Genomic DNA, 20,100 nt, shown 5'->3' with positions numbered 1-20,100 from the left:
CGGGATTCCGGAAGAACTTCCTGGTCTTCGCTGCTTTACTCCCGGCTGTCGTGCAGGCTATGGTTCCGCGACAGCCTATTCATGTGAGTCACGATTCACATACCGCCGGGAGTTCGCATGGACCTCACCGCACGTCAGCGCGCAGCCCTCACGCTGATCTGCGACACGTTCGCACCGGGTGACGGCAACGCCCTGCCCTCCGCCGCCGAGCTCGGCGTTCCCGACGTCGTGCTGCGGCTGCTTGCCCGCAATCCGCGCGCCGCGGAGGGCAGGCAGCTCGCCACCCTGCTCGGGATCTGGGACTCCCCGCTGCTCGCGCTGCTCACCGGCGGCGCCCCCGGCCGCTTCTCGGCCCGCACGCAGGCCGAGCGGGAGCGGCTGCTGCTCGGCCTCGGTAATTCGCGGCTCGCCCCCAAGCGCGCGATCTTCCAGGCACTCAAGCAGGCGGCGCTGCTCTCGTACTACACGACTCCCGGCCCGCACGGTGACAACCCGCTGTGGAAGGAGATGGGGTACCCGGCCGCGCCGGGCCCGCTGGCCACGGCACCCGAGCCCGCGCTGAAACCGCTGCGCCCGAACGGCTCCGAAACGCTCGACTGCGACGTCGTCGTGGTCGGCTCCGGAGCGGGCGGTGGCGCGGCCGCGGCCAGGCTCGCCGCGGCCGGGCTGGACGTGGTGGTGCTGGAGCGCGGCGAGTACTACGACGACGCCGACTTCGGGAACGGCGAGCTCGACGCCCTCACCACGCTCTACTCCCCCGGCCCGCAGGCCACCGCCGAGGGGCAGCTGACCCTGGTGGCCGGGAGCTGCCTCGGCGGCGGCACCGTCGTCAACTGGAGCACCTCGCTGCGCACCCCGGACGCGGTGCGCGCGGAGTGGGCGGCGCTCGGCGCGGAGCAGTTCGCAGGCGACGAGTACGGCGCCGCCATGGACGAGGTGGTGCGCCGGATCGCGGTGACCTCGGAGCGCTCCCCGCTCTCCGCCCGCGACGGCGTACTCGAGCGCGGCGTCACCGCGCTCGGCTGGGAGCTGGACACCCTGCCGCGCAACGTCACCGACGCCTGCGACGCGGGCACCGAGTGCGGCCGCTGCGGCTACGGCTGCCGGATCGGCGCCAAGCAGTCGGCGACCAAGACCTGGCTGCGCGATGCCGCCGAGCGCGGCGCCCGGCTGGTGGTCGGCGCCGACGTGCGCCGGGTCGAGGTCACCGCGGGCCGGGCGACCGGCGTCACCGCGCGCACCGCCGACGGCGTCGAGTTCACCGTGCGGGCCGGTGCGGTGGTGGTCGCCGCGGGCGCCATCCAGACCCCGGCGCTGCTGCGCCGCTCCGGATTGCGGAACAAGAACATCGGCGACCACCTGCGGCTGCACCCGGCCTCCGCGGTCTTCGGCACCTTCGACGAGGAGATCCGGCCCTGGGAGGGCGGGCTGCAGACCCGGATCTCCCGGCAGCACGCGGATCTGGACGGCGACGGCTACGGCGTCATCTACGAGACCGGCCCGATGCACCCCGGCATGCTGGTCGGCTTCATGAACTGGCTCGGCGCCGACGCGCACCGCGCCGCCATGCTGAACCTGGGCAACACCGTCGCCATCGGCGTGATCACCAGGGACCGCGACCACGGCAAAGTGACCGTGGACAAAGCGGGCGAGCCGATCGTGCACTACACGCTGTCGGCGCGGGACCGCGCGCACCTGCACCGCGGGATCACCGGTGCCGCCGAGATCCTGGAGGCGGCGGGGGCGCGGGCGATCGCCTCCGGGCACCAGTCCGGCGCCTCCTACGAGCCGGGGCGCCGCGGCGACCACGCGGCCTTCGCGGCCCGCTGCGCGAGCGCCGGGTACGGGCCGGGCCAGTGCGCCATGGCGGCGCTGCACATCATGGGCTCGGCCCGGATGGGCGGCAGCGCCGAGCACTCCGCGCTGAACCCGGACGGCGCCACCTGGGAGGTGCCGAACCTGGTCGTCGCGGACGCCTCCTGCTTCCCCACCGCGTCCGGGGTGAACCCGATGGTCTCGATCGAGGCGATCGGCTGGATGAACGCGGGCAGGCTGGCCGCGACGCTCGCCTAGAGCGCCTGGATTCCCTTCAGCAGCGCGCGCAGGACACCGATGTCGGCGGCATCGGTGTCCTGGTCGAGCAGCACCGGCTCGCGGAACTCCAGCAGGCCGTCGTCCACCAGGTCGCCGACCAGCACCTTGGTCGAGGTGAGCGGAAGCCCGAGCAGTGCGGCGAGTTCGGCGATCGACTGCGGCTCCCGGCCGAGCCGCAGGATCTCGGCGTACTCCGGCTCGGTGCGGCGCAGCCCGCCGAACCGGTTCGCCGCCACCAGGGTGAGCATGTCCAGCTCGGGGCGGCCGCGACCGGTCCGGCCGCGGGTCACCGCGTACAGCCGGCCGATCGGGCCCGCGTCCTCGTCGAACCATGCCTCCCCCTGGTCGTTCACGGTCGCGGCGGGTCGAAGTCGTCCGGGCGCAATCGGTGCAGCGGGCGACGGGCGGCGTCACCGTTCGGCCCGACCCCGACCAGCTCCTGCGCCCCGGTCGGTGGCTCCCAGCCGGTCGCGATCAGCGAGGACGGCACGATCACGATGGCCTTGATCCCGCCGTAGTCGGAGTGCGCCAGCCGCACCGAGATCCGGTGCCTGGTCGCCAGCCTGCCGACCACGAAGAGCCCGAGCCTGGCATCGCCGGAGAGCTCGGCGACGCTGAAGTCCGGCGGGTTCGCCAGGGTGGCATTGCGTTCGGCGAGCGCGGCGTCGGAGAGGCCGATGCCCTGGTCCCTGATCTCCAGCGCGATCCCGCGCCCGACCAGCGCCGCGGAGATGTCCACCCTGGTCTCGGTCGGCGAGAAGGCGGTGGCGTTGTCGGTGAGCTCGGCCAGCAGGTGGATGAGGTCGGCCACCGCGGCGCCGATGATCCGCACGTCCGGCAGCTTGGCGGTGTGGATGCGCTGGTAGTCGGCGCTCTCCGCGACCGCGCCGCGGACCAGCTCGACCAGCGGCACCGGGTTGCGCCAGCGCCTGCCCGGCTGCTCGCCGCCGAGGATCACCAGGTTCTCCGCGTTGCGGCGCACCCGGGTGGCGAGATGGTCGAGGGTGAACAGCGTTTCGAGGCGGTCCGGGCTCTCCTCGTCGCGCTCGGCGCGGTCCAGCAGCACCAGCTGCTGGTGCACCATCGCCTGGCTGCGGTGCGCCATCTTGAGGAAGACCGCGCTCACGCCGGACCTGGTCTTGGACTCGGCGACCGCGGCGTCCACCGCGGCCCGGTGCGCCCGGTTGAAGGCGTCGGCGACCTGGCCGACCTCGTCCAGGCCGTACTCCAGCCGCTGCACCCGGGTCTCCGGGTCGAACGGGGCGCCGCTGCCGATGGCCTTCATGATCTCGGGCAGCTTCACGTCGGCGAGCTCGAGGGTGTCGCCGCGCAGCCGCCGCATACGCTGCACGAAGCGCCGGGCCAGCAGCGCGGCCGCGCCGAAGGCGAGCACCGCGACGAGCAGCACGCCGGCCCCGCCGAGCAGGGCATTGCGGCTGGTCTCGTCGCCGTCGGCCTTGGCGAGGTGCTGCGCCGAGGTGGCCTGCTGCTCCCACAGCGCGAGCAGCCCGGTGGTCACCGCGACCGAGGCCTGCTGCCACTCCACGGTGCCGACCGGCAGCTCCTCCCGGCTCCGGCCGTTGCGCACCGGGCCGCGCTCCAGTACCGCGTTCTGCACCTCGACGAGCCGCTGCCACTCCGGGCCGTCCAGCAACCGCTGCAGCACCGCCTGCTCGTCGCCCTTCAGAACAGTGCGCCCGTAGCCGAGTTCGCCGCGCGCGTCGCCGAGGTACTCGGCGAACTTCGCCAGCTCCGCGGCGCTCAGCGTGCCGGTCAGCTCGGCGGTGACGCCGAGCGCGGTCGCCTTGGCCAGCGCCTCCGCCGCGCGCAGCGGGTGCACCGACTTGTACAGCTCGACCGCGATGTCGCCGCCGGGCGCCACGTCGGCGGCGAGCAGCGTCGCGGCCACGATGGTGTCGATGACGAGGCTGTACGCCTCGAACGCCTGCGCGGTCGGCAGCGCGCGCACGTCCACGCCCTGGCGCAGCCGCGGCATCTCGGCGTAGAGCGCCTGGAAGCCGGCGATGTCACCGGCCAGGTCGGGGCGCAGCTCGGCCGCGGCATTGCCCATGTCGACGATCTGCTTCATCGCCGCGTCCGAGCCCAGCCGGGCCGCTGGCAGGTTCTGGGTGCCGACCGGGTCGCCCGCCAGGTGCAGCAGCGAAGCCTGGCGTTCCACCTGGAAGGTGCGGACCAGGTTGATCGCGGGGGCGCAGGTGGCGCCGGCCAGATCCGCCCAGTCCTGGGCCTCCTGCGCGTCACGCACCAGGTAGACCGCCGCGCCGACGCCGATGCCGAGCAGCGCGACGCTCGGGATCAGCACGATGGTGAGCAGCTTGGCACGGACGCCGCGGGGCAGGCGCAGATATCTGCGTAGCGAGCGGCGAAAATCGCGATCGATCACCGATTGTGCCTACTTCTCGAACGGGCGGAACTGGGACGACGCATCACCCTAGCCACAGTGACACCCGTCACGCAATAACTTGCTCTATGGAAATCCGGCTCTCGTTTTCGCTGCGCGACCGGGGGTTTCGGCTACCGTCGGGAGATGCGGTTCGGGATCTTCGTACCCCAGCTGGTCGCCGACGCCGTCGCGCTGCTCGACCTCGCGCGCACCGCCGAGCGCACCGGCTTCGACACGTTCTGGGTCTTCGACCACCTCTACGCGCCCGGCCTGCCCGAGCAGCCCGCGCTGGAGGCGTGGACCACCGCGACCGCGCTGCTCTGCGGCACCGAGACGCTCCGGGTCGGCGCCCTCGTCCTGTGCAACGGCTTCCGGCACCCGGCGCTGCTCGGCCGGATGGCCAGCACGCTGGACGTCATCTCCGGCGGCAGGCTGGAGTTCGGCATCGGCAGCGGGTCGGTCGAGGAGGAGCACCGCCGCGCCGGGCTGCCGTGGGGCAGCGCCGCCGAGCGCTCCGCGCGGCTCGGCGAGACGCTGGAGATCGTCACCCGGATGTTCACCGGCGAGCCGACCACCTTCGCCGGCGCGCACTACCGGGTCACCGAGCTGCCGAACGTGCCGGGCCCGGTGCAGCGGCCGCGGCCGCCGATCCACCTGGGCGGGGCTGGCCCGAAGTACACGCTGCCGCTGGTCGCCCGGTATGCCGACGTCTGGAACATCCCCACCTACGGCCTGCGCGACCGGGCCGCGCTCACCGCCGCGCTGGAGCGCGAATGCGCTGCCGTGCAGCGGGATCCGGCCACCATCGCGCGCTCGCACCAGGCGGTGCTCGCGCTGGCCCCGGACGAGGCCGCGCTGCCCGCGGTGCGGGAGCGGGCCGAACGCCGGTACGGCGCCGCGGCCTACGGCCTGGACGACGGCTACGTCGGCACCCCGGCCATGGTCGCCGAGCAGCTCGCCCAGCGGGCCGCGCACGGCATCGATGCGGTCGTCTTCCTGGTCTCGCCGCGGGAGGCCGAGGCGACGATGGAGCTCTTCGCCGCCGAGGTGCTGCCCCGGCTCGAGCGCTGAGCTCAGTCCCTGCCGCTCACCGCCGGGGTCGCCACCCCGACCCGAAGCGTCACCCGGTCCTGATAGAAGGCGACGTGCCCGCGCAGCCGCGCCACCTGCGGCGCCGGGTCCTCGTAGCTCCAGACCACCGCCTCGCCGCCGTCGCCGTCGAAGCGCCAGTAGGTCGCGGCGCCCTTGAAGGGGCAGGTGCTCGCGCGCGACTCGTCGGGCGCCAGCTGCACCCGGACGTCGGCGCGCGGCAGGTAGAAGACCAGACCGTGGTCCTGCTCGTCCACCAGCAGCGCGCGGATGCTCTCGGCGACCAGCAACTCGCCGTGGTGCACGGTGATCAGGTTGCGCCGGAGGTGGATGTCGACCCGGTAGTCGGGGCGGGTCAGAAAGCCGGGGTGATCGGTCACCGGAAATCCCTTCTCACAGCCGGGCTTCCGCCGGGATGGCGGTGTCGTCCCCGCGCAGCGGACGGATCATCGCCTCCTGGGTGAAGGAGGCGATCAGCCGCCCGTCCTCGGTGTGCACCAGCCCGCGCACGCAGGACATGCCGGCGCCGACCTGGATGCTCTCGTGCGAATACAGTAGCCACCCGTCCCACCCGGCCGGCTCGTGGAAGCGCACCGCCACCGTCATCGGCGCGGTGGAGATCGTGTGGTGCGCCTGGGCGGTGCCGACGCCGGGGTGCGCGCGCAGCGTGGCGGAGACCGAGAGGTGCCCGGTGAAGTGCGCGAGCAGCGCCTTGGCCAGGTCGTCGCGGTCCGGGATCGGGTCGTAGCGCAGCCAGGCGTGCAGCTCCGGCGGGCCGACCTCGTCCGGGTCGTTGACGTCGGCCACCCCGACGATCCGCAGGTCGCGGCCGGCCAGCGGCATGTCGACGGAGACCGCGGCCTCCGGGCCCGGTACCTCGGGGCGCGGCACGTGGTGCCGGACGACGTCGTCCGTCGGGGTGTCGGCCAGTACCGAGACCGTGGCGCAGCGCCGCCCGCCCTGCTCCACCCCGACCACCGCGCTCGCCATCGAGCGGCCGCGGTGCGTCTGCTCGACCACGAACTCCACCGGCCGCTCCGGATCGACCGCGCGCGAGAAGGTGGCGTGCGCGGAGCGGATCACCTTGTCCTCGAACGTCTTCGCGGCAGCGACCAGCGATTGCGCGAGCAGCTGGGTGCCGTCGACCACGCGCCGCGAGCCGCCGTCGCTGGTCCCGGCGAAGCGGCCGGGGCCTGCGGGCTCGACGTCGAAGATGGCCAGCATGCGCCGCACCGACGACTCCGTCATCGCGCACCTCCTCGGTTCGAGAGCAGTGTAATGCAACTTCGGAAATTACATTCTCGTGCCATTTCTTCCTTTTCGACACGAACTGACATTATGATCGGTGCCACAGCCATACAGGAAGGTGACGCAGATGACCGAGGACACGAAGACCGAATCCCTCGTCGAGGAGGACGTGCTGGTCGAGGAGGTCTCGATCGATGGCATGTGCGGTGTCTACTGACCGTCCGCCGTTCGATCCGGCCCGGGCCTACGCACTGGCACCCTCGGTGTCGGTGCGGCCCGAGCCGTTCGGGGCACTGCTCTACGACTACGGCACCCGCAGGCTCTCGTTCCTGAAGACGCCGCTGCTGGTGGCGGTGGTGCGCGCGCTCGCCGAGCAGCCCGACGCGAACAGCGCGCTCACCGCGGCGGGCGTGCCCGCCCCCTCGCACGACCACTACTTGCGAGCGCTCGCGGGCCTCGCCGACGCCGGGACCATCCAGGAGCGACCATGAAACTCGTCGAGCACTTCGAACACGGCCTGGACGCCCCCATCTGCCTCACCTGGGAGCTCACCTACGCCTGCAACCTCGCCTGCGAGCACTGCCTCTCCTCCTCCGGCAGGCGCGATCCGCGCGAGCTGAGCACCGCCGAGTGCAAGGCCGTGATCGACGAGCTGCAGCGCATGCAGGTCTTCTACGTCAACATGGGCGGTGGCGAGCCCACCGTGCGGCCCGACTTCTGGGAGCTGCTCGACTACTCCACCGACCACGGGGTCGGCGTGAAGTTCTCCACCAACGGGGTCCGGCTGAACGCGGCGCGGGCCAAGCAGCTCGCGGCGAGCGACTACGTCGACGTGCAGATCTCCATGGACGGCGCGACCGCCGAGGTCAACGACGCGGTGCGCGGGCCCGGCTCGTTCGACATGGCCTACCGGGCCATGGGGAACCTGGCCGACGCCGGGTTCGAGAACTTCAAGATCTCGGTCGTGATGACGCGGCACAACGTCGGGCAGCTCGACGACTTCAAGGCCATCGCCGACCGGTTCGGCGCGCAGCTGCGGATCACCCGGTTGCGGCCCTCCGGGCGCGGCGCGGACGTCTGGCCGGAGCTGCACCCGACCACCGACCAGCAGCTGGCGATCTACGACTGGCTGATCGCCAATGGCGAGAAGGTGCTCACCGGCGACTCGTTCTTCCACCTGAACGCGCTCGGCTCCACCCCGCTGCCCGGGCTGAACCTCTGCGGCGCGGGCCGCGTGGTGTGCTTGATCGACCCGGTCGGCGACGTGTACGCCTGCCCGTTCGCCATCCACGACGAATTCCTCGCCGGGAACGTGCGCGACCCGGGCGGGTTCGAATCCGTCTGGCGCCGCTCCGAGCTCTTCACCCGGCTGCGCGAGCCGCAGACCGGCGGGGCCTGCGTCTCCTGCTCGGCCTACGACTCCTGCAAGGGCGGGTGCATGGCGGCGAAGTTCTTCACCGGGCTGCCGCTGGACGGGCCGGATCCGGAGTGCGTGCGCGGGAACGCGGAGCTCGAGATGGCGGGGGCCTTGCCCAAGCCGGACAAGGATCACTCGCGGCGTGGGCGCAAGGCGTCGGTCGGGCTCGGCCTGCCGACGATCCAGCGGCCGGCGGCGACGGTCGCGGGCAAGGCCTGCGACACCAGCCCCCTGGCCGGCCTCGGCCGCTGACGACATAGCACTGGGCGCCCCGCATTTCATGCGGGGCGCCCTGCGCGTTGCTCAGTGCGGGAGCATGTCGGTCCAGACGGCGGCTTTGTCGGCGAGATCCGTTTGCTGGTAGAGCTTTCCGTCGGGGCCGAGGTAGTTGCCGGTGTGCGGGTCGTACTGCGCCGTCCCGAACGAGGCGGGCGCGGTTCCGTAGCGCGAGTCCGGCGGGATCCCCTGCCCCTCGAGGCTCGGGTCGCGGGGGTAGGGGCCGAGCAGCGGCTGCTCGTTGGCGAGCGGGACGAAACCCTCCGGGCTGTGGCAGAGCGCGGCGGTCGGGGCGCGCTTGGCCGGGTTCTCCGCGCACGGGATGTTGCGCACGCCGCGCACCGCGATATCCGAGTTCTGCGGCAGCTTGCAGTACAGGTCCTCGGGGGTGTCGATGACCGTGGTGTCCTCCGGTGAACGCCACTCCGACGGCGGCAGGAAGCCGACCGTACAGGCGGGCGGATCGGAGACGCCGCTGATCCGGAAGTCACCGAGCCCCAGCCCGGAGGCGTTCCGGTTCGGCTGCACCGCCTGGATCATCGAGATCGAGGGCGGCAGCAGCACCAGCAGCTGCTCCAGCCCGGCGTTGTAGGTGACCGCGAGCTGGCCGACGCTGGTCAGGTTGCCGAGCAGGATCGGCAGCGTGGGCCGCACCTGGCCGAGCAGCTGCTCCAGTTCGGCGCTGAACCCCGGCCCGGAGTGCAGGAGTTCGCGCAGCTGGGGGTCGTTGGCGACCAGCTGGGCGGTGACACCGGAGAGGCTGCGGGTCCAGATCCGGATGGCGTCGGCGGAGCGCACCTGGGAGTCGAGCAGCGGCCGGGCGTCCTCGATCAGGGTGCGGGTCTGCGGCGCCACACCGTTCAGCTCGGTGGCGATGGTCTGCCCCGAGGTGAGCAGCGTCTCCAGGTCGTACTGGGCGCCGTGCAGGCCGGTGAAGAGCTCGCCGAGCAGGTTGTGCAGCTCGTCGGTGGGGATGGTGCCGACCAGCGCGCTCAGCGAGTCGAGCATCGGGCCGACCGGCTGCGGGATGGTGGCGTCGCGCAGCGCCACCACCGAACCGTCGCGCAGGAACGGCGCCGCGTCGGTGCGCGGGCGCAGCTCCAGGTACTGCTCGCCGACCGCGGAGACGCTGCGCACCTGCGCCTCCAGGTCGGCCGGGATGTCGCGGCCGGAGTCGATCGCGAGGTGCGCGAGCACCCCGTCGTCGGTGAGCTCGACCGAGGTCACCTTGCCGATCTCGACGCCACGGTAGGTGACGTTGCCGAAGCGGTAGAGCCCGCCGGTGGCGGGCAGCTCGACCGTCACCCGCATGGTGCCGATCCCGGCGAGCGTCGGCAGCTTCATGTAGACCGTCGCCATCACGGTCAGCCCGATCACCGAGAGCACCGCGAAGATCACCAGCTGGAACTTGACGAAGCGGGACAGCAGCATTCAGCGGCCTCCGATGCCGACGCGGAGTGGATCGGTGATCTGCTGCGCGTAGCCCGGATCGCCGACGGCGGCCTGCACCACGGCGGTCGGGTCGCCGTAGGGGGTGCCGAGCAGCAGCTCCCGTTGCAGCCGGGGAATGGTGAGGTCGACGGTGGCGAACAGGTTGAGGTAGTCGCCGCGCGCCGCGCCGTCGATCGTCTTCTGCCCGTACGGGTAGACGGTCGCGTAGGCGAGCGCGGCGTCGATCTGCGGGCCGACGTCGGCCAGCGCGGAGAGCGTCGGCTCCAGGTTGCGCAGGTTCGTGACCAGGTCGGCCTGCACGTCGCGGACCACCGCGGTGCTGGTGTCGCTGAAGACGCGCAGCCGATTCAGCGCGTCGGTGATGGCGGGGCGCTCGGCGAGCAGCACGTCGAGGGCGGGGGGCAGCTCGTTCAGGGTCCGGCTGACGGTGTCGCGCTGCTCGGCGAAGCGGCCGCCGAGGCGGTTCAGCGCGTCGATCGAGGCGAGGATGTCGGCGCGCTGGCCGTCCAGGGTGCCGAGGACGGTGTCCAGCCGGTCCAGCAGCGCGCCGACCTGCTCCTGCCTGCCGTCGAAGGCGTCGTTCAGGCTGTGGATGATGTCGCCGAGCTGGCCGAGGCCGCCGCCGTTCACCACCACCGAGAGCGAGGCAAGGGTCTGCTCGGTGGAGGGGTAGGTGGAGGAGGCATTCAGCGGGATGCGGACGCCGGAGGAGATGGCCCCGGCGGGAGGCTGACCGGCGGGGGTGTTCAGCGCGAGGTGGCTGGAGCCGAGCAGGCTGGTCTGGCCGACGGTGGCGACGACGTTCGCCGGGACGGCGGCGTCCGGGCGGATCGAGGCCTGCACGACGGCGTGCCAGCCGTCCAGCCGGATGCCGCTGACGCTGCCGACCACGACGTCGTCCACCATGACCGGCGAATTCTGCACCAGGGTGCCGATATTCGCCATCTCCACGTCGATGGTGACCGCATCGCTCCCCTGCCCCGGCGCGCCGGGCAGGGGCAGGGTCTCCACGCCCCTCCACGCGCAGCTCGATACCGCCGCCGCGGCGCACAGCGCGATCCCGACCGCGCGCAGCGCTTGCCGCGCTTCTTTCCGGGGTCGGCCGATCGGCTCACGGTTGCCGGAGGTGAACACGGCTCACTACCTTCCGGGGAAGAGGATGGCCCCGAGATCGGGGAGGGGCGGCGGGGGCGGGGGCGGGGAGGTGGTATCCACCACCTGGGGAATCAGATCCTGCTCGGTGTAGATGAGGCTCTCCGGGCGCGCGGTCGGCCCGAGCGCGGGGTTCACCGGGACCGGGAGGTAGTTGAAGTTGAGCAGCCCGAGGACCGGGCCGAGGTAGTCGCGGCACTTCCGCGCCCCCTCCTCGGAGGTGCCGTTCTCCAGGCTGGCGATGGCCGAGCAGACGAACTGGATCGGGTCGCTGAAGTTGTTCAGCACGAAGACGCCCGCCTCGGTGGCGGTGTCCGGGTTGTAGATGTTGTAGAAGTTGGCGATGCTCGTCGGGAAGACGTGCAGCAGCTGCTCCAGGTCGTCCCGGTTGTCCACCAGGTTCTGTGTCACGTCGGTGAGCCGCTGCACCTGCTCGGTGGCCCGGTCCCGGTTCGCGGTGACGAACCGCTGCACCTCCCCGACCGCGACCGAGAGGCTCGCCAGCGCCGCGTCCAGGTCGGAGCGGCTGTCGTTCAGCACGCTGGAGAGCGTGGCCAGCCGGTCCTGGAACTCCACGATCTGCACATCGCTGTCGCGCAGCGCAGTCACGAAGGTCTGCAGGTTGCGCAGCGTGCTCGCGATGTCGCCGCTGCCGTCGGCGAGCACCCGGCCCACCGCGGAGAGCTCGAGCAGCGTGCTGCGCAGCTTCGCGCCGTTGCCGTCCATGGCCCGCGCCGCGCTGTCGATGAAGCGCCCGGTGGAGCTGGAGGCCAGGTCGGCGCCGGGCCCGAGCTCGGTGGCGAGCCGGGTGAGCTGGGTCTTCACCTCGTCCCACTCCACCGGGACGGCGGTGCGCTCCAGCGGGATCACCGCGCCGTCGGCCAGCGTCGGCCCCGCGCCGCGGTGGGACGGGGTGAGCTGCACGTAGCGGGCGTCCACCAGGCTCTGCGCTACCACGACGGCCCTGGCGTCCGCCGGGATGTCGACGCCGCGCTCCACCTCCAGCTCCATCTCGATGCTGGTGCCGGTGGGCCGGATGTCGGCGATCCGCCCGACCTTCACCCCGGCCACCCGCACGTCGTCGCCCCGGTAGATGGCGGTGGCGGTGCTGAACACCGCCGTGATGGTGCGCGGCCCGAAGACCGCGCGGTACCCGTAGGTCCCCGCGACGGCGAGCGCCGCGACGACAAGCACGGCGCCGGTGGCGAGCAGGATTCTTCGGGTCATCGGGGCGGCTCCGGAGTGGGTGCTGGCTGCGGCTGGATGCCGAACGCCTGATCGATGAAGGGCTGGATCACCTGCGCCGGGATCAGGTTCGCGACGTAGGCGTTGTAGAACGGCCCGCCGGAGACGGCCTCGCCCTGGGTCATGGCGACCTTGGCCAGCCCGGGCAGCGCCTCGGCGATATTGTCCCGGTTCTGCTGCAGCATGGCGGCGATCGAGTTCAGCCGGTCGAGGGTGGGGGCCAGCTCGGCCTCGTTGTTCGCCACCAGCAGGCTGAGCTGCTCGGCGACAGCGGTGGTGTTGGCCAGCAGCTCCACGATCGCCTGCCTGCGCGCGGCGAGCACGCCGAGCAGATCGTTCGCGTTCAGGATCAGGCTGTTCACCTGGGCGCCGCGCTCGGCGAGGATGCCGGTGACGTCGGCGGTGGCGGCGAGCAGGTCGCGCAGCGCGGTGTTGCGGCCGTTCAGCGAGCGGGAGAGCTCGGTGAGGCCGTCGAAGGCCGGGCCGATCTGCGGCGCGATCCGGTCCATGGTGACCGAGAGCATGTCCAGCGACCGGTTCAGCGACTCCGTGTCGGTCTCGGTGACATTGGTGGTCAGCTCGCCGACCGCGTCGGTGAGCGAGTACGGCGAGCCGGTGCGCTCGGCCGGGATGGTGTCGAAGGGGCGCAGCGGGCGCGAGCCCGCCGAGTACTCGGAGACCAGGGTGAGCACCCGCTGGCCGAGCAGCGAGCCGGTCTTGATCCTGGCGGTGCTGGCGTCGCCGAGCACGACGGTCTCGTCGATGGCGAAGGTGACGCGCGCGTCGCCGTCCACCAGCTCGACCCGCGACACCCGGCCCACCTTCGTCCCGGAGACCACCACGTCGTCGCCGACCGAGAGCCCGCCAGCCTCGGTGAAGACCGCGTGGTAGCGCACGGTGCTGACCCAGGTGATGAACTGCTGCGCCTGCAGCCCGAGCAGGATGACGCACAGCATCAGGACGACACCGACGGTGCCGTGCCTGGCGAGGTGGGTTCCGCGGTACTCCAGCATTACCTGCTGCACCTTCCGGTCGTCTGCTCGATCGCGGGCAGCACCACCACGTTTCCGGCCGGGTCGTTGACCCGCACGATGATCGAGCAGATGTAGTACTGGATGAAGTTGCCGTAGGTGCCCGCCCGCACCAGCTTGCGGAAGTTCCCCGGCGCCCGGCCGAGCGCGTCGTCGAGTATCTGCTTGTCGTCGTCGATCAGCGGTGCGAGCCGGTTGAGCTGGTCGACGGTGCCCGCCAGCGGGGGGTTGGCCTGGGTGAGCAGGCCGGCGATGGTCGCGGTGCCGGTGTCGAGCGCGGTGATGGCGTCGCCGATCGGGTCCCGCTCCGCGGCCAGCTCGGCGACGAGCCGGTCCAGCCGGTCGATGGTGGCGGAGAAGCGGTCACCGTCCCTGGCGAGGGTCTGCATGACGGTGTTCAGGTGGTCGATGAGCTGCTGGATCACCTGGCCGTCGGCGGCGAGCGTGCCGGTGAAGGATGCGGTGCGCGCCATCAGCGATTCGACGGTGCCCTCCCTGCCCTGCACGATCTCCAGCAGCGACCAGGTGAGCGCGTTCACCTGGCGCGAATCCAGCCCCTGGATCACCGGTTTCAACCCGCCGAGCAGCAGATCCAGATCCAGGGCGGGCGAGGTGCGCTGCTGCGGGATCTCCGCGCCCTCCGCCAGCACACCCGGCGTGCCGGGTGGGTCGGTGAGCTCCAGGTACCGGTCGCCGACCAGGTTCAGGTAGCGCACCGCGAGCGCGGTGCCCTCGGTCAGCGCCAGCGTGCGCTCGGCGTCGAAGCCGACCCGCACCGAGTGGTCGGCGCGCAGCGTCACCTCCCGCACGCTGCCGACCTCGACGCCCGCGACGCGCACGGTGTCGCCGGGGCGCAGCCCGGAGGAGTCGGCGAAGATCGCCGTGTACTCCGCGCGCGCGCCGGAGCGGTAGTCGCCGAACACCATGAGGAGCAGCCCGGAGAGCAGCAGCATGACCACCGCGAAGGCGCCGAACTTGAGCAGCGGGCCGTTGCGCCGGTTCATCGCGGCGCCCCCGTCAGCAGCGGGCCGAACAGCAGCTGCTGGATACTGGCCGAGTTCAGTTCCACGGTCTGCCTGCCACTTTCGAAGGGGTTGGCGCCGGTGTCGGCGACCACGTACGGCGGCCTGCCCTCGTACGGCACCGGCAGCACCGAGCACTGCGGCCCGCCGGACGCCGCGACCTTGGGCAGGTGCTGCGGGTACATGTAGGGCTCGATGCCGAGCATGAAGTTGGCCGAGAGCCCGAGGCCGGGCACGTCCACCGGCGGGGAGCGGGAAAGATCGCCGAACCCCTCCAGCGAGCAGGTGAGCGCTGCCCGGTAGTCCCTGGTCAGGGTGGTGGTCGGGACCAGGGCGGCGAGCGTGCTGTCGAGCACGGCGTGATTCTCGGCGAGCACCGCCGTCCCGGTGTCGGCGAGCCCGATCAGCCCGACCAGGAAGGCGTCCAGGTTCTGCTGCTCGTCCACCAGGGTGCGGCTGATGGTGCTCACGTCGGCGGCGGTGTCGAGCAGCGGCTGCGCGGCGTCGGCGTAGGTGTTCAGCACGACGGGCGCGGCGGCGAGGTCGGCGGAGAGCGCGGGCAGCGCCGGATCCAGCTGCGCCAGGAACGATTCCAGGTCGGCGAGCATCTGCCCGACCCGGTCGCCGCGGCCGCTGGTGGCGGTCGCGATGGCGCCGAGCGTCTCGTTCAGCTTCTCCGGCTCGATCTTGCCGAGCACCGTGGTGAGCTGCTGGAAGACGGTGTTGATCTCCACCGTGACGTGCCGCGCGTCCAGCACCTGCCCGGCGGCCAGGTGCGCGGCGCCCGGCCGGGCCGGCGGGATCAGCTGCACGAACTTGGCGCCGAAGACGGTGGTGGAGGCGATGTCGACGGTGACGTCGGCGGGGATGTGGCTCAGCTCCCCGGTGCGGATGGCGAGCCGCAGCTCGGCCAGCCCGTCGGCCCTGGTCTCGATGGACTCCACCGTGCCGACGGTGACCCCGCGCAGCTTGACGTCGGCGTCCGGGTTCATCACCAGACCGGCGCGCGGCGAGAGCACCGTCACCGGGACGGTCTCGGTGAAGCCACCGTCGAAAAGCCGCAGCGCGACGGCGACGATCGCCACGCCGAGGCCGATCGAGATCAGCCCGGCCAGTGCGCGTTTCGCGTCCGGCGTCGGCCGCAGGTGGGAGAGCAGGGGCATCGGGTTCCTCATCCGGAGAGGTCGAAGTTGCCGTTGGAGCCGTAGACCGCCAGCGAGACCAGCAGCGTCACCGAGACGACCGCGATCAGCGAGGTGCGCACGGCATTGCCGACCGCGATCCCGACCCCGGACGGGCCGCCGGAGGCGAAGAAGCCGAAGTAGGTGTGGATCAGCAGGATCACCAGCGCCATCAGCATCGCCTGCAGGAACGACCAGAGCAGGTCGATCGGGTTCAGGAAGGTGCCGAAGTAGTGGTCGTAGAGACCGGCGGACTGGCCGAGCAGGAACACCGTCATCACCCGGCTGGCGATGAACGAGGCGATCACCGCCAGCGCGTAGAGCGGGGTGATCGCGATCATCCCGGCCACCAGCCTGGTGCCGACCAGGTAGGCCACCGGCTCCACCGCCAACGACTCCAGCGCGTCGATCTCCTCGTTGATCCGCATCGCGCCGAGCTGCGCGGTCGCGCCCGCCCCGAAGGTCGCGGCCAGCCCGATGCCCGCCACCACCGGCGCCGAGATGCGCACGTTGATGAAGGCGGAGAGGAAGCCGGTGAGCGCCTCGATGCCGATGTTGCCGAGCGAGCTGTAGCCCTGCACGGCCAGCGTGCCGCCGGTGGCGAGGGTGAGGAACCCGACGATCACGACGGTGCCGCCGAAGACCGCGAGCGCGCCCGAGCCCATGCTGATCTCGGCGATCAGCCGGATCGTCTCGCGGCGGTAGTGCCAGGCGGCGTAGGGCGCGGAGGTGAGCGCGCGCAGGTAGAAGAGCGCGTGGTCACCGACCCGGCCGATGGCCAGGTAGGGCCGCCGGATGCGGCGGATGTACTTGGGGTAGCGCGCGGCGATCGTCACGACCGGCCTCCTCTCAGCGAACCGTCAGCTGGATGCCGATCGCGGTGGCAACGACATTGATCACGAACAGCGCCATGAAGGCGTAGACCACCGTCTCGTTCACCGCGTTGCCGACCGCCTTCGCGCCGCCGGTCACGACCAGCCCGCGGTAGCAGGCGACCAGCCCGGCCACCAGCCCGAAGAGCAGCGCCTTGATCGAGGAGATGATCACCTCGTCGATCCCGGTGAGCAGGGTGAGCCCGGCGGCGAAGGCGCCCGGGTTCACGTCCTGCACGTACACCGAGAAGACGTAGCCGCCCAGGATGCCGATGATGCAGACCAGGTTGTTGAGCAGGAAGGCGACGAGCCCGGAGGCGAGCATGCGCGGCGTCACCAGGCGCTGCACCGGGTCGATGCCGAGCACCTGCATGGCCGCGATCTCCTCGCGGATGGTGCGCGAGCCCAGGTCGGCGCACATGGCGGTGGCTCCCGCCCCGGCCACGATGAGCACGGTGACCATCGGCCCCACCTGGGTGACCGCGCCGAAGGCGGCGCCCGCGCCGCTCAGGTCGGCGGCGCCGAGCTCGCGCAGCAGGATGTTGATGGTGAAGCTGACCAGCACGGTGAACGGGATCGCCACCAGCAGCGTCGGCACCAGCGAGACGCGCACGATGAACCAGGACTGCTCCAGGAACTCGCGGGTCTGGAACGGCCGCTTGAACAGGAACCGGACCGCGTCGGCGGACATGGCGAAGAGGCCGCCGACGGCCTGCATGGGCCGGGACCCCGCCCGGACCACAGCGCGCAACCGGCCCGGTGCCGATGTCACGGCAGCACCGTGGCGAAGGTCTTGCTCTCCAGGAACTCCTCCAGCCCGGCGGTGCCCATCTCCCGCCCGATGCCGGACTGCTTGAACCCGCCGAACGGTGTGTCCGGCGCGAAGTACAGCCCGCCGTTCACGCTGAAGGCGCCCGCCCGGATCCGCCGCGCCACCGCGACCGCCCGCTCCTCGTCGGCGCTGTACACCGCGCCGGCCAGCCCGTAGATGGAGTTGTTGGCGATCCGTACCGCGTCGTCGTCGCCGTCGTGCGGCAGCACGACGAGCACCGGGCCGAAGACCTCCTCCTGGGCGATCTCGCTGTCCGGGTCGACGTTCGTGAGCAGCGTCGGGGTGTAGAACCAGCCGGGGTCGACCTTCTCGCCACCGGTCACCAGCGTGGCGCCGTCCGCGACGGCGCGCTGCACCATGGCGTGCACCTTGTCCCGCTGCCGCTCGCTGATCAGCGGGCCCAGGTAGGTGTGCGGGTGCGCGGGATCGCCGGGCTTGATGTTCGCCATACTCTGCGCGACCGCCGCGACGATCTCGTCGTGCTTCGCCCGCGGCACCACCAGCCGGGTGGTGATGGCACAGCCCTGCCCGGCGTGCGAGCAGATCATGAAGGCCGCCATCATCGCGGGCATGGCGAAATCGGCGTCGTCCAGCAGCACCATGGCGGACTTGCCGCCGAGTTCGAGGAAGACCTTCTTCACCGTCTCGCTCGCGGCGGCCATGATCCGGCGGCCGGTGGCGGTGGAGCCGGTGAAGGTGACCATGTCGACGTCCGGGTGCGTGGTGAGCAGCGGCCCCACCTCGGGGTCGTCGCTGCTCAGCACGTTGACCACGCCGGCGGGGATATCGGTGTGGTTCGCGATCAGCTCACCGAGCGCGAGGGTGATCAGCGGGGTGTCCGGGGCGGCCTTGAGCACGACGGTGCAGCCCGCGGCCAGCGCGGGGGCGAGCTTCGCCAGCGCCAGCTGGTTCGGGTAGTTGTAGGCGATGATCGCGGCGACGACGCCCGCGGCCTCCTTCTCCACCCAGCGCCGGTGCTTGGCGCCGCGCGACTCCAGCTCACCGAGCTCCTCGCGGAACGAGTAGCCGCGCAGCAGCTCGGCGTAGTGCTTCACGATCTCCAGCGGCGCGTCGACCTGGGCCCGCTCGGTGAGCAGCCGGGCCGCGCCCGCCTCCGCGATGGTGAGTTCGCGCAGCTCCTCGACGTTCTCGACGAGCGCGCGGTACAGCTGGTCGAGGCAGTCCGCCCGGAAGCCGGGGTCGGTGGCCCAGGTGGTCTCGTCGAAGGCGCGGCGCGCGGCGGCGATCGCCCGCTCGGTCTCGGCGACCCCGGCGTCCGGTGCCTGCCCGAGCACCGCGCCGGTGGCGGGGTTGCTCGTGGGGTAGGTCCGCTCGGCGCCGACGAGCTCGCCGTCGATCAGCAGCCGCCGGTCGGTGTTCAGCGCCGGCGCGGCGGTGGTTGCTTCGACGGTCATGTCTCTCCCGAACCGGTGGAAAATGGCATTCTCACTTGTGAACAAGGTTACATACTCGACACAAGAATTCAATACTCAAAGTTTGCCGGAGGCGCCAAAACACAACGGCGCGTACGGGTTCGGAGACAGAACCCGTACGCGCCGCGGCGTCGGAAGGGAGGGGTGGCCCGGAGTCAGCCCACGGGGCTGAGGTCGGCGCCGACCGGGGGGAAGGCGGAGAGCCCGCTGCGGAAGACCTCGACGTCGCCGGGGACGACCGGAACCCCGGCGGCGGCCAGCGCCTGCGCCTTGAACGCCTGCGCGGCCACGCTGAGCCGGTGCACCACCGGCTCGATGCGGTGCTCGGGCGGGGTCGGCCAGCTCTCGCCCCAGACCACCACCTCCATGCCGCCGTCGTCCAGCGCCTTGACCAGCCCGCGGTGCGTCCTGGTGTCGTTGGCCAGTACCTCGGAGGCGATGGCGAGCGCGTGCGGCTGCCTGCCCTTGCCGTCGCCGGCGAGCACCGCCTCCAGCTCCAGCACCTCGGCGCCGAGGATCCGCAGCGGGCGGGCGTCGCCGAGATCCGCCACCAGGACGGTGACGTCCCAGCCCGCTACGGCGCGGTCGAAGAGCCAGCCGCCGGCGTGCTGGACGACGTCGACGACGTCGGCCCCGACGATGTCGAGCCGGTAGCGGATGGTTCCCCACTTGAACCGAAGTCGCGAGCCAGTGACCTGGTGTACTCGCTGAACACTTCGGTCAGCGGGATCGAACGATCGAGTAGCCATGAGATCTCCATTCCGTTGATGAAGGCGACGATTTCCATAGCCCGGAGTACTGGGTCGAGGTCGGGCCGATACCGTCCGATCTCCTGGTTGTGCCGGATGGTCTCGGCGACGATGTCGACCGCCACCTTCCAGCGGTCGAGCAGCCGATCGTGCAGCGGAGCCTCGGGCAGCAGGTTCTCCACCAGCAGGACGACGAAGGTGCCGACCAGCTCCGGGGAGCGGGCCATGCGATCCGGCACCCGGCGGATCTCGGCGATCAGGTCGTTGGTCAGGTCGGCGTCGCGCGCGTCGTCCGCGTCGCGGGCGTCGAGCACGGCGTGCAGCAGCTGCTCCTTGGAGGTGAAGTGGTGCAGCAGCCCGGCCGGGGTGACCCCCGCTTCGCGGGCGATCTGGGCCAGGCTGGTGCTGCGCCACCCGTACCGGGTGAGCAGCCGCTGGGCGACACCCAGAATCCGCTGCCTGCGGTCCTCACCTTTGGCGAGGAGGGTGGCGTAGGGGCGAGGAGTGGTCACGAAGAGTTCCTGTCCGACAAAACCTAGTGAACACACAGTAGGTTGGTTTGGGCGGTGTGACAAGGGTCTCAGGGGAAGTTTCTTCAAGCAG

The 20,100-nt window shown here is 71.5% G+C and carries 20 protein-coding genes; 5 read left to right on the top strand and 15 right to left on the bottom strand.

Translation table 11 applies throughout. From position 1 onward, the window contains the following. Positions 1-117 precede the first annotated feature (117 nt). The gene (locus ACFUJ1_RS22920) at positions 118-2,073 is read left to right on the top strand and encodes an FAD-dependent oxidoreductase (RefSeq protein ID WP_378648628.1); all 1,956 of its coding nucleotides are present in this window, start codon (positions 118-120) and stop codon (positions 2,071-2,073) included. Here ACFUJ1_RS22920 and ACFUJ1_RS22915 read toward each other — a convergent pair. Further along, positions 2,070-2,447: a DUF742 domain-containing protein gene (locus ACFUJ1_RS22915; protein WP_378648626.1), complete on the bottom strand. Its 378-nt coding sequence runs from the start codon at positions 2,445-2,447 to the stop codon at positions 2,070-2,072. The genes ACFUJ1_RS22920 and ACFUJ1_RS22915 overlap by 4 nt on opposite strands. Then, positions 2,444-4,498 (bottom strand): nitrate- and nitrite sensing domain-containing protein, encoded by a 2,055-nt coding sequence (locus ACFUJ1_RS22910; RefSeq protein WP_378648624.1) that lies wholly within the window; start codon positions 4,496-4,498, stop codon positions 2,444-2,446. Before ACFUJ1_RS22910 ends, ACFUJ1_RS22915 begins: the two co-directional genes overlap by 4 nt. A 144-nt stretch (positions 4,499-4,642) precedes the next feature. Here ACFUJ1_RS22910 and ACFUJ1_RS22905 point away from each other — a divergent pair, with 144 nt between their 5' ends. Next, positions 4,643-5,569, top strand: coding sequence for an LLM class flavin-dependent oxidoreductase (locus ACFUJ1_RS22905; RefSeq protein WP_378648622.1), 927 nt, complete (start codon positions 4,643-4,645; stop codon positions 5,567-5,569). Between the two features lie 2 nt (positions 5,570-5,571). Here the strand turns inward: ACFUJ1_RS22905 and ACFUJ1_RS22900 are convergent, their stop codons facing one another. Next, entirely contained in the window at positions 5,572-5,967 is a 396-nt protein-coding gene (locus ACFUJ1_RS22900; RefSeq protein WP_378648620.1) for a DUF427 domain-containing protein, read from the bottom strand. Between the two features lie 13 nt (positions 5,968-5,980). Further along, the gene (locus tag ACFUJ1_RS22895; RefSeq protein ID WP_378648618.1) at positions 5,981-6,835 is read right to left on the bottom strand and encodes an acyl-CoA thioesterase; all 855 of its coding nucleotides are present in this window, start codon (positions 6,833-6,835) and stop codon (positions 5,981-5,983) included. Positions 6,836-6,962: 127 nt separating this feature from the next. Here ACFUJ1_RS22895 and mftA point away from each other — a divergent pair, with 127 nt between their 5' ends. The 3 genes from mftA to mftC are packed head-to-tail and all read left to right on the top strand — an operon-like array spanning position 6,963 to position 8,504. Next, complete coding sequence (mftA, locus tag ACFUJ1_RS22890; protein WP_233017410.1) at positions 6,963-7,052, top strand: mycofactocin precursor MftA; 90 nt, start codon at positions 6,963-6,965, stop codon at positions 7,050-7,052. After that, positions 7,030-7,326, top strand: coding sequence for a mycofactocin biosynthesis chaperone MftB (gene mftB, locus ACFUJ1_RS22885; protein WP_378611983.1), 297 nt, complete (start codon positions 7,030-7,032; stop codon positions 7,324-7,326). Before mftA ends, mftB begins: the two co-directional genes overlap by 23 nt. Further along, positions 7,323-8,504 carry a mycofactocin radical SAM maturase gene (mftC, locus tag ACFUJ1_RS22880; protein ID WP_378648617.1) on the top strand — a complete coding sequence of 394 codons (1,182 nt, stop codon included), beginning with the start codon at positions 7,323-7,325 and terminating at the stop codon, positions 8,502-8,504. Before mftB ends, mftC begins: the two co-directional genes overlap by 4 nt. 51 nt (positions 8,505-8,555) lie before the next feature. Here the strand turns inward: mftC and ACFUJ1_RS22875 are convergent, their stop codons facing one another. From ACFUJ1_RS22875 to ACFUJ1_RS22825, 11 genes are all read right to left on the bottom strand, one after another. Next, a complete protein-coding gene (locus ACFUJ1_RS22875) occupies positions 8,556-9,959 on the bottom strand; it encodes an MCE family protein (RefSeq protein ID WP_378648616.1) in 1,404 nt (467 codons plus the stop codon). Further along, positions 9,960-11,114 carry an MCE family protein gene (locus ACFUJ1_RS22870; protein ID WP_378648615.1) on the bottom strand — a complete coding sequence of 385 codons (1,155 nt, stop codon included), beginning with the start codon at positions 11,112-11,114 and terminating at the stop codon, positions 9,960-9,962. Positions 11,115-11,120: 6 nt separating this feature from the next. Further along, entirely contained in the window at positions 11,121-12,359 is a 1,239-nt protein-coding gene (locus ACFUJ1_RS22865) for an MCE family protein (RefSeq protein ID WP_378648614.1), read from the bottom strand. Then, positions 12,356-13,390 (bottom strand): MCE family protein, encoded by a 1,035-nt coding sequence (locus ACFUJ1_RS22860; RefSeq protein ID WP_378648613.1) that lies wholly within the window; start codon positions 13,388-13,390, stop codon positions 12,356-12,358. The genes ACFUJ1_RS22865 and ACFUJ1_RS22860 overlap by 4 nt, the downstream gene beginning before the upstream one ends. Beyond that, a complete protein-coding gene (locus ACFUJ1_RS22855; RefSeq protein ID WP_378648612.1) occupies positions 13,390-14,412 on the bottom strand; it encodes an MCE family protein in 1,023 nt (340 codons plus the stop codon). Before ACFUJ1_RS22855 ends, ACFUJ1_RS22860 begins: the two co-directional genes overlap by 1 nt. After that, on the bottom strand, positions 14,409-15,593 hold the full coding sequence (locus ACFUJ1_RS22850; protein ID WP_378648610.1) for an MCE family protein: 1,185 nt from the start codon (positions 15,591-15,593) through the stop codon (positions 14,409-14,411). The genes ACFUJ1_RS22855 and ACFUJ1_RS22850 overlap by 4 nt, the downstream gene beginning before the upstream one ends. An 8-nt stretch (positions 15,594-15,601) precedes the next feature. Next, positions 15,602-16,441 (bottom strand): MlaE family ABC transporter permease, encoded by an 840-nt coding sequence (locus ACFUJ1_RS22845; RefSeq protein WP_378648720.1) that lies wholly within the window; start codon positions 16,439-16,441, stop codon positions 15,602-15,604. A 19-nt stretch (positions 16,442-16,460) separates the two neighbouring features. Continuing rightward, on the bottom strand, positions 16,461-17,201 hold the full coding sequence (locus ACFUJ1_RS22840; protein ID WP_233021256.1) for an ABC transporter permease: 741 nt from the start codon (positions 17,199-17,201) through the stop codon (positions 16,461-16,463). A gap of 50 nt (positions 17,202-17,251) precedes the next feature. Next, a complete protein-coding gene (locus ACFUJ1_RS22835) occupies positions 17,252-18,730 on the bottom strand; it encodes an aldehyde dehydrogenase family protein (RefSeq protein WP_378648608.1) in 1,479 nt (492 codons plus the stop codon). Positions 18,731-18,903: 173 nt separating this feature from the next. Then, on the bottom strand, positions 18,904-19,299 hold the full coding sequence (locus ACFUJ1_RS22830) for a hypothetical protein (protein ID WP_378648606.1): 396 nt from the start codon (positions 19,297-19,299) through the stop codon (positions 18,904-18,906). A 23-nt stretch (positions 19,300-19,322) separates the two neighbouring features. Beyond that, complete coding sequence (locus ACFUJ1_RS22825) at positions 19,323-20,009, bottom strand: TetR/AcrR family transcriptional regulator (protein WP_378648604.1); 687 nt, start codon at positions 20,007-20,009, stop codon at positions 19,323-19,325. Between the last annotated feature and the right edge of the window lie 91 nt (positions 20,010-20,100).

It is taken from the genome of Nocardia sp. NPDC057227, assembly GCF_042669725.1.
GTDB lineage: Bacteria > Actinomycetota > Actinomycetes > Mycobacteriales > Mycobacteriaceae > Nocardia > Nocardia asteroides_A.
The sequence above is the reverse complement of the archived record's forward strand: the minus strand, read 5'-3'. Positions and strand labels throughout refer to the sequence as shown.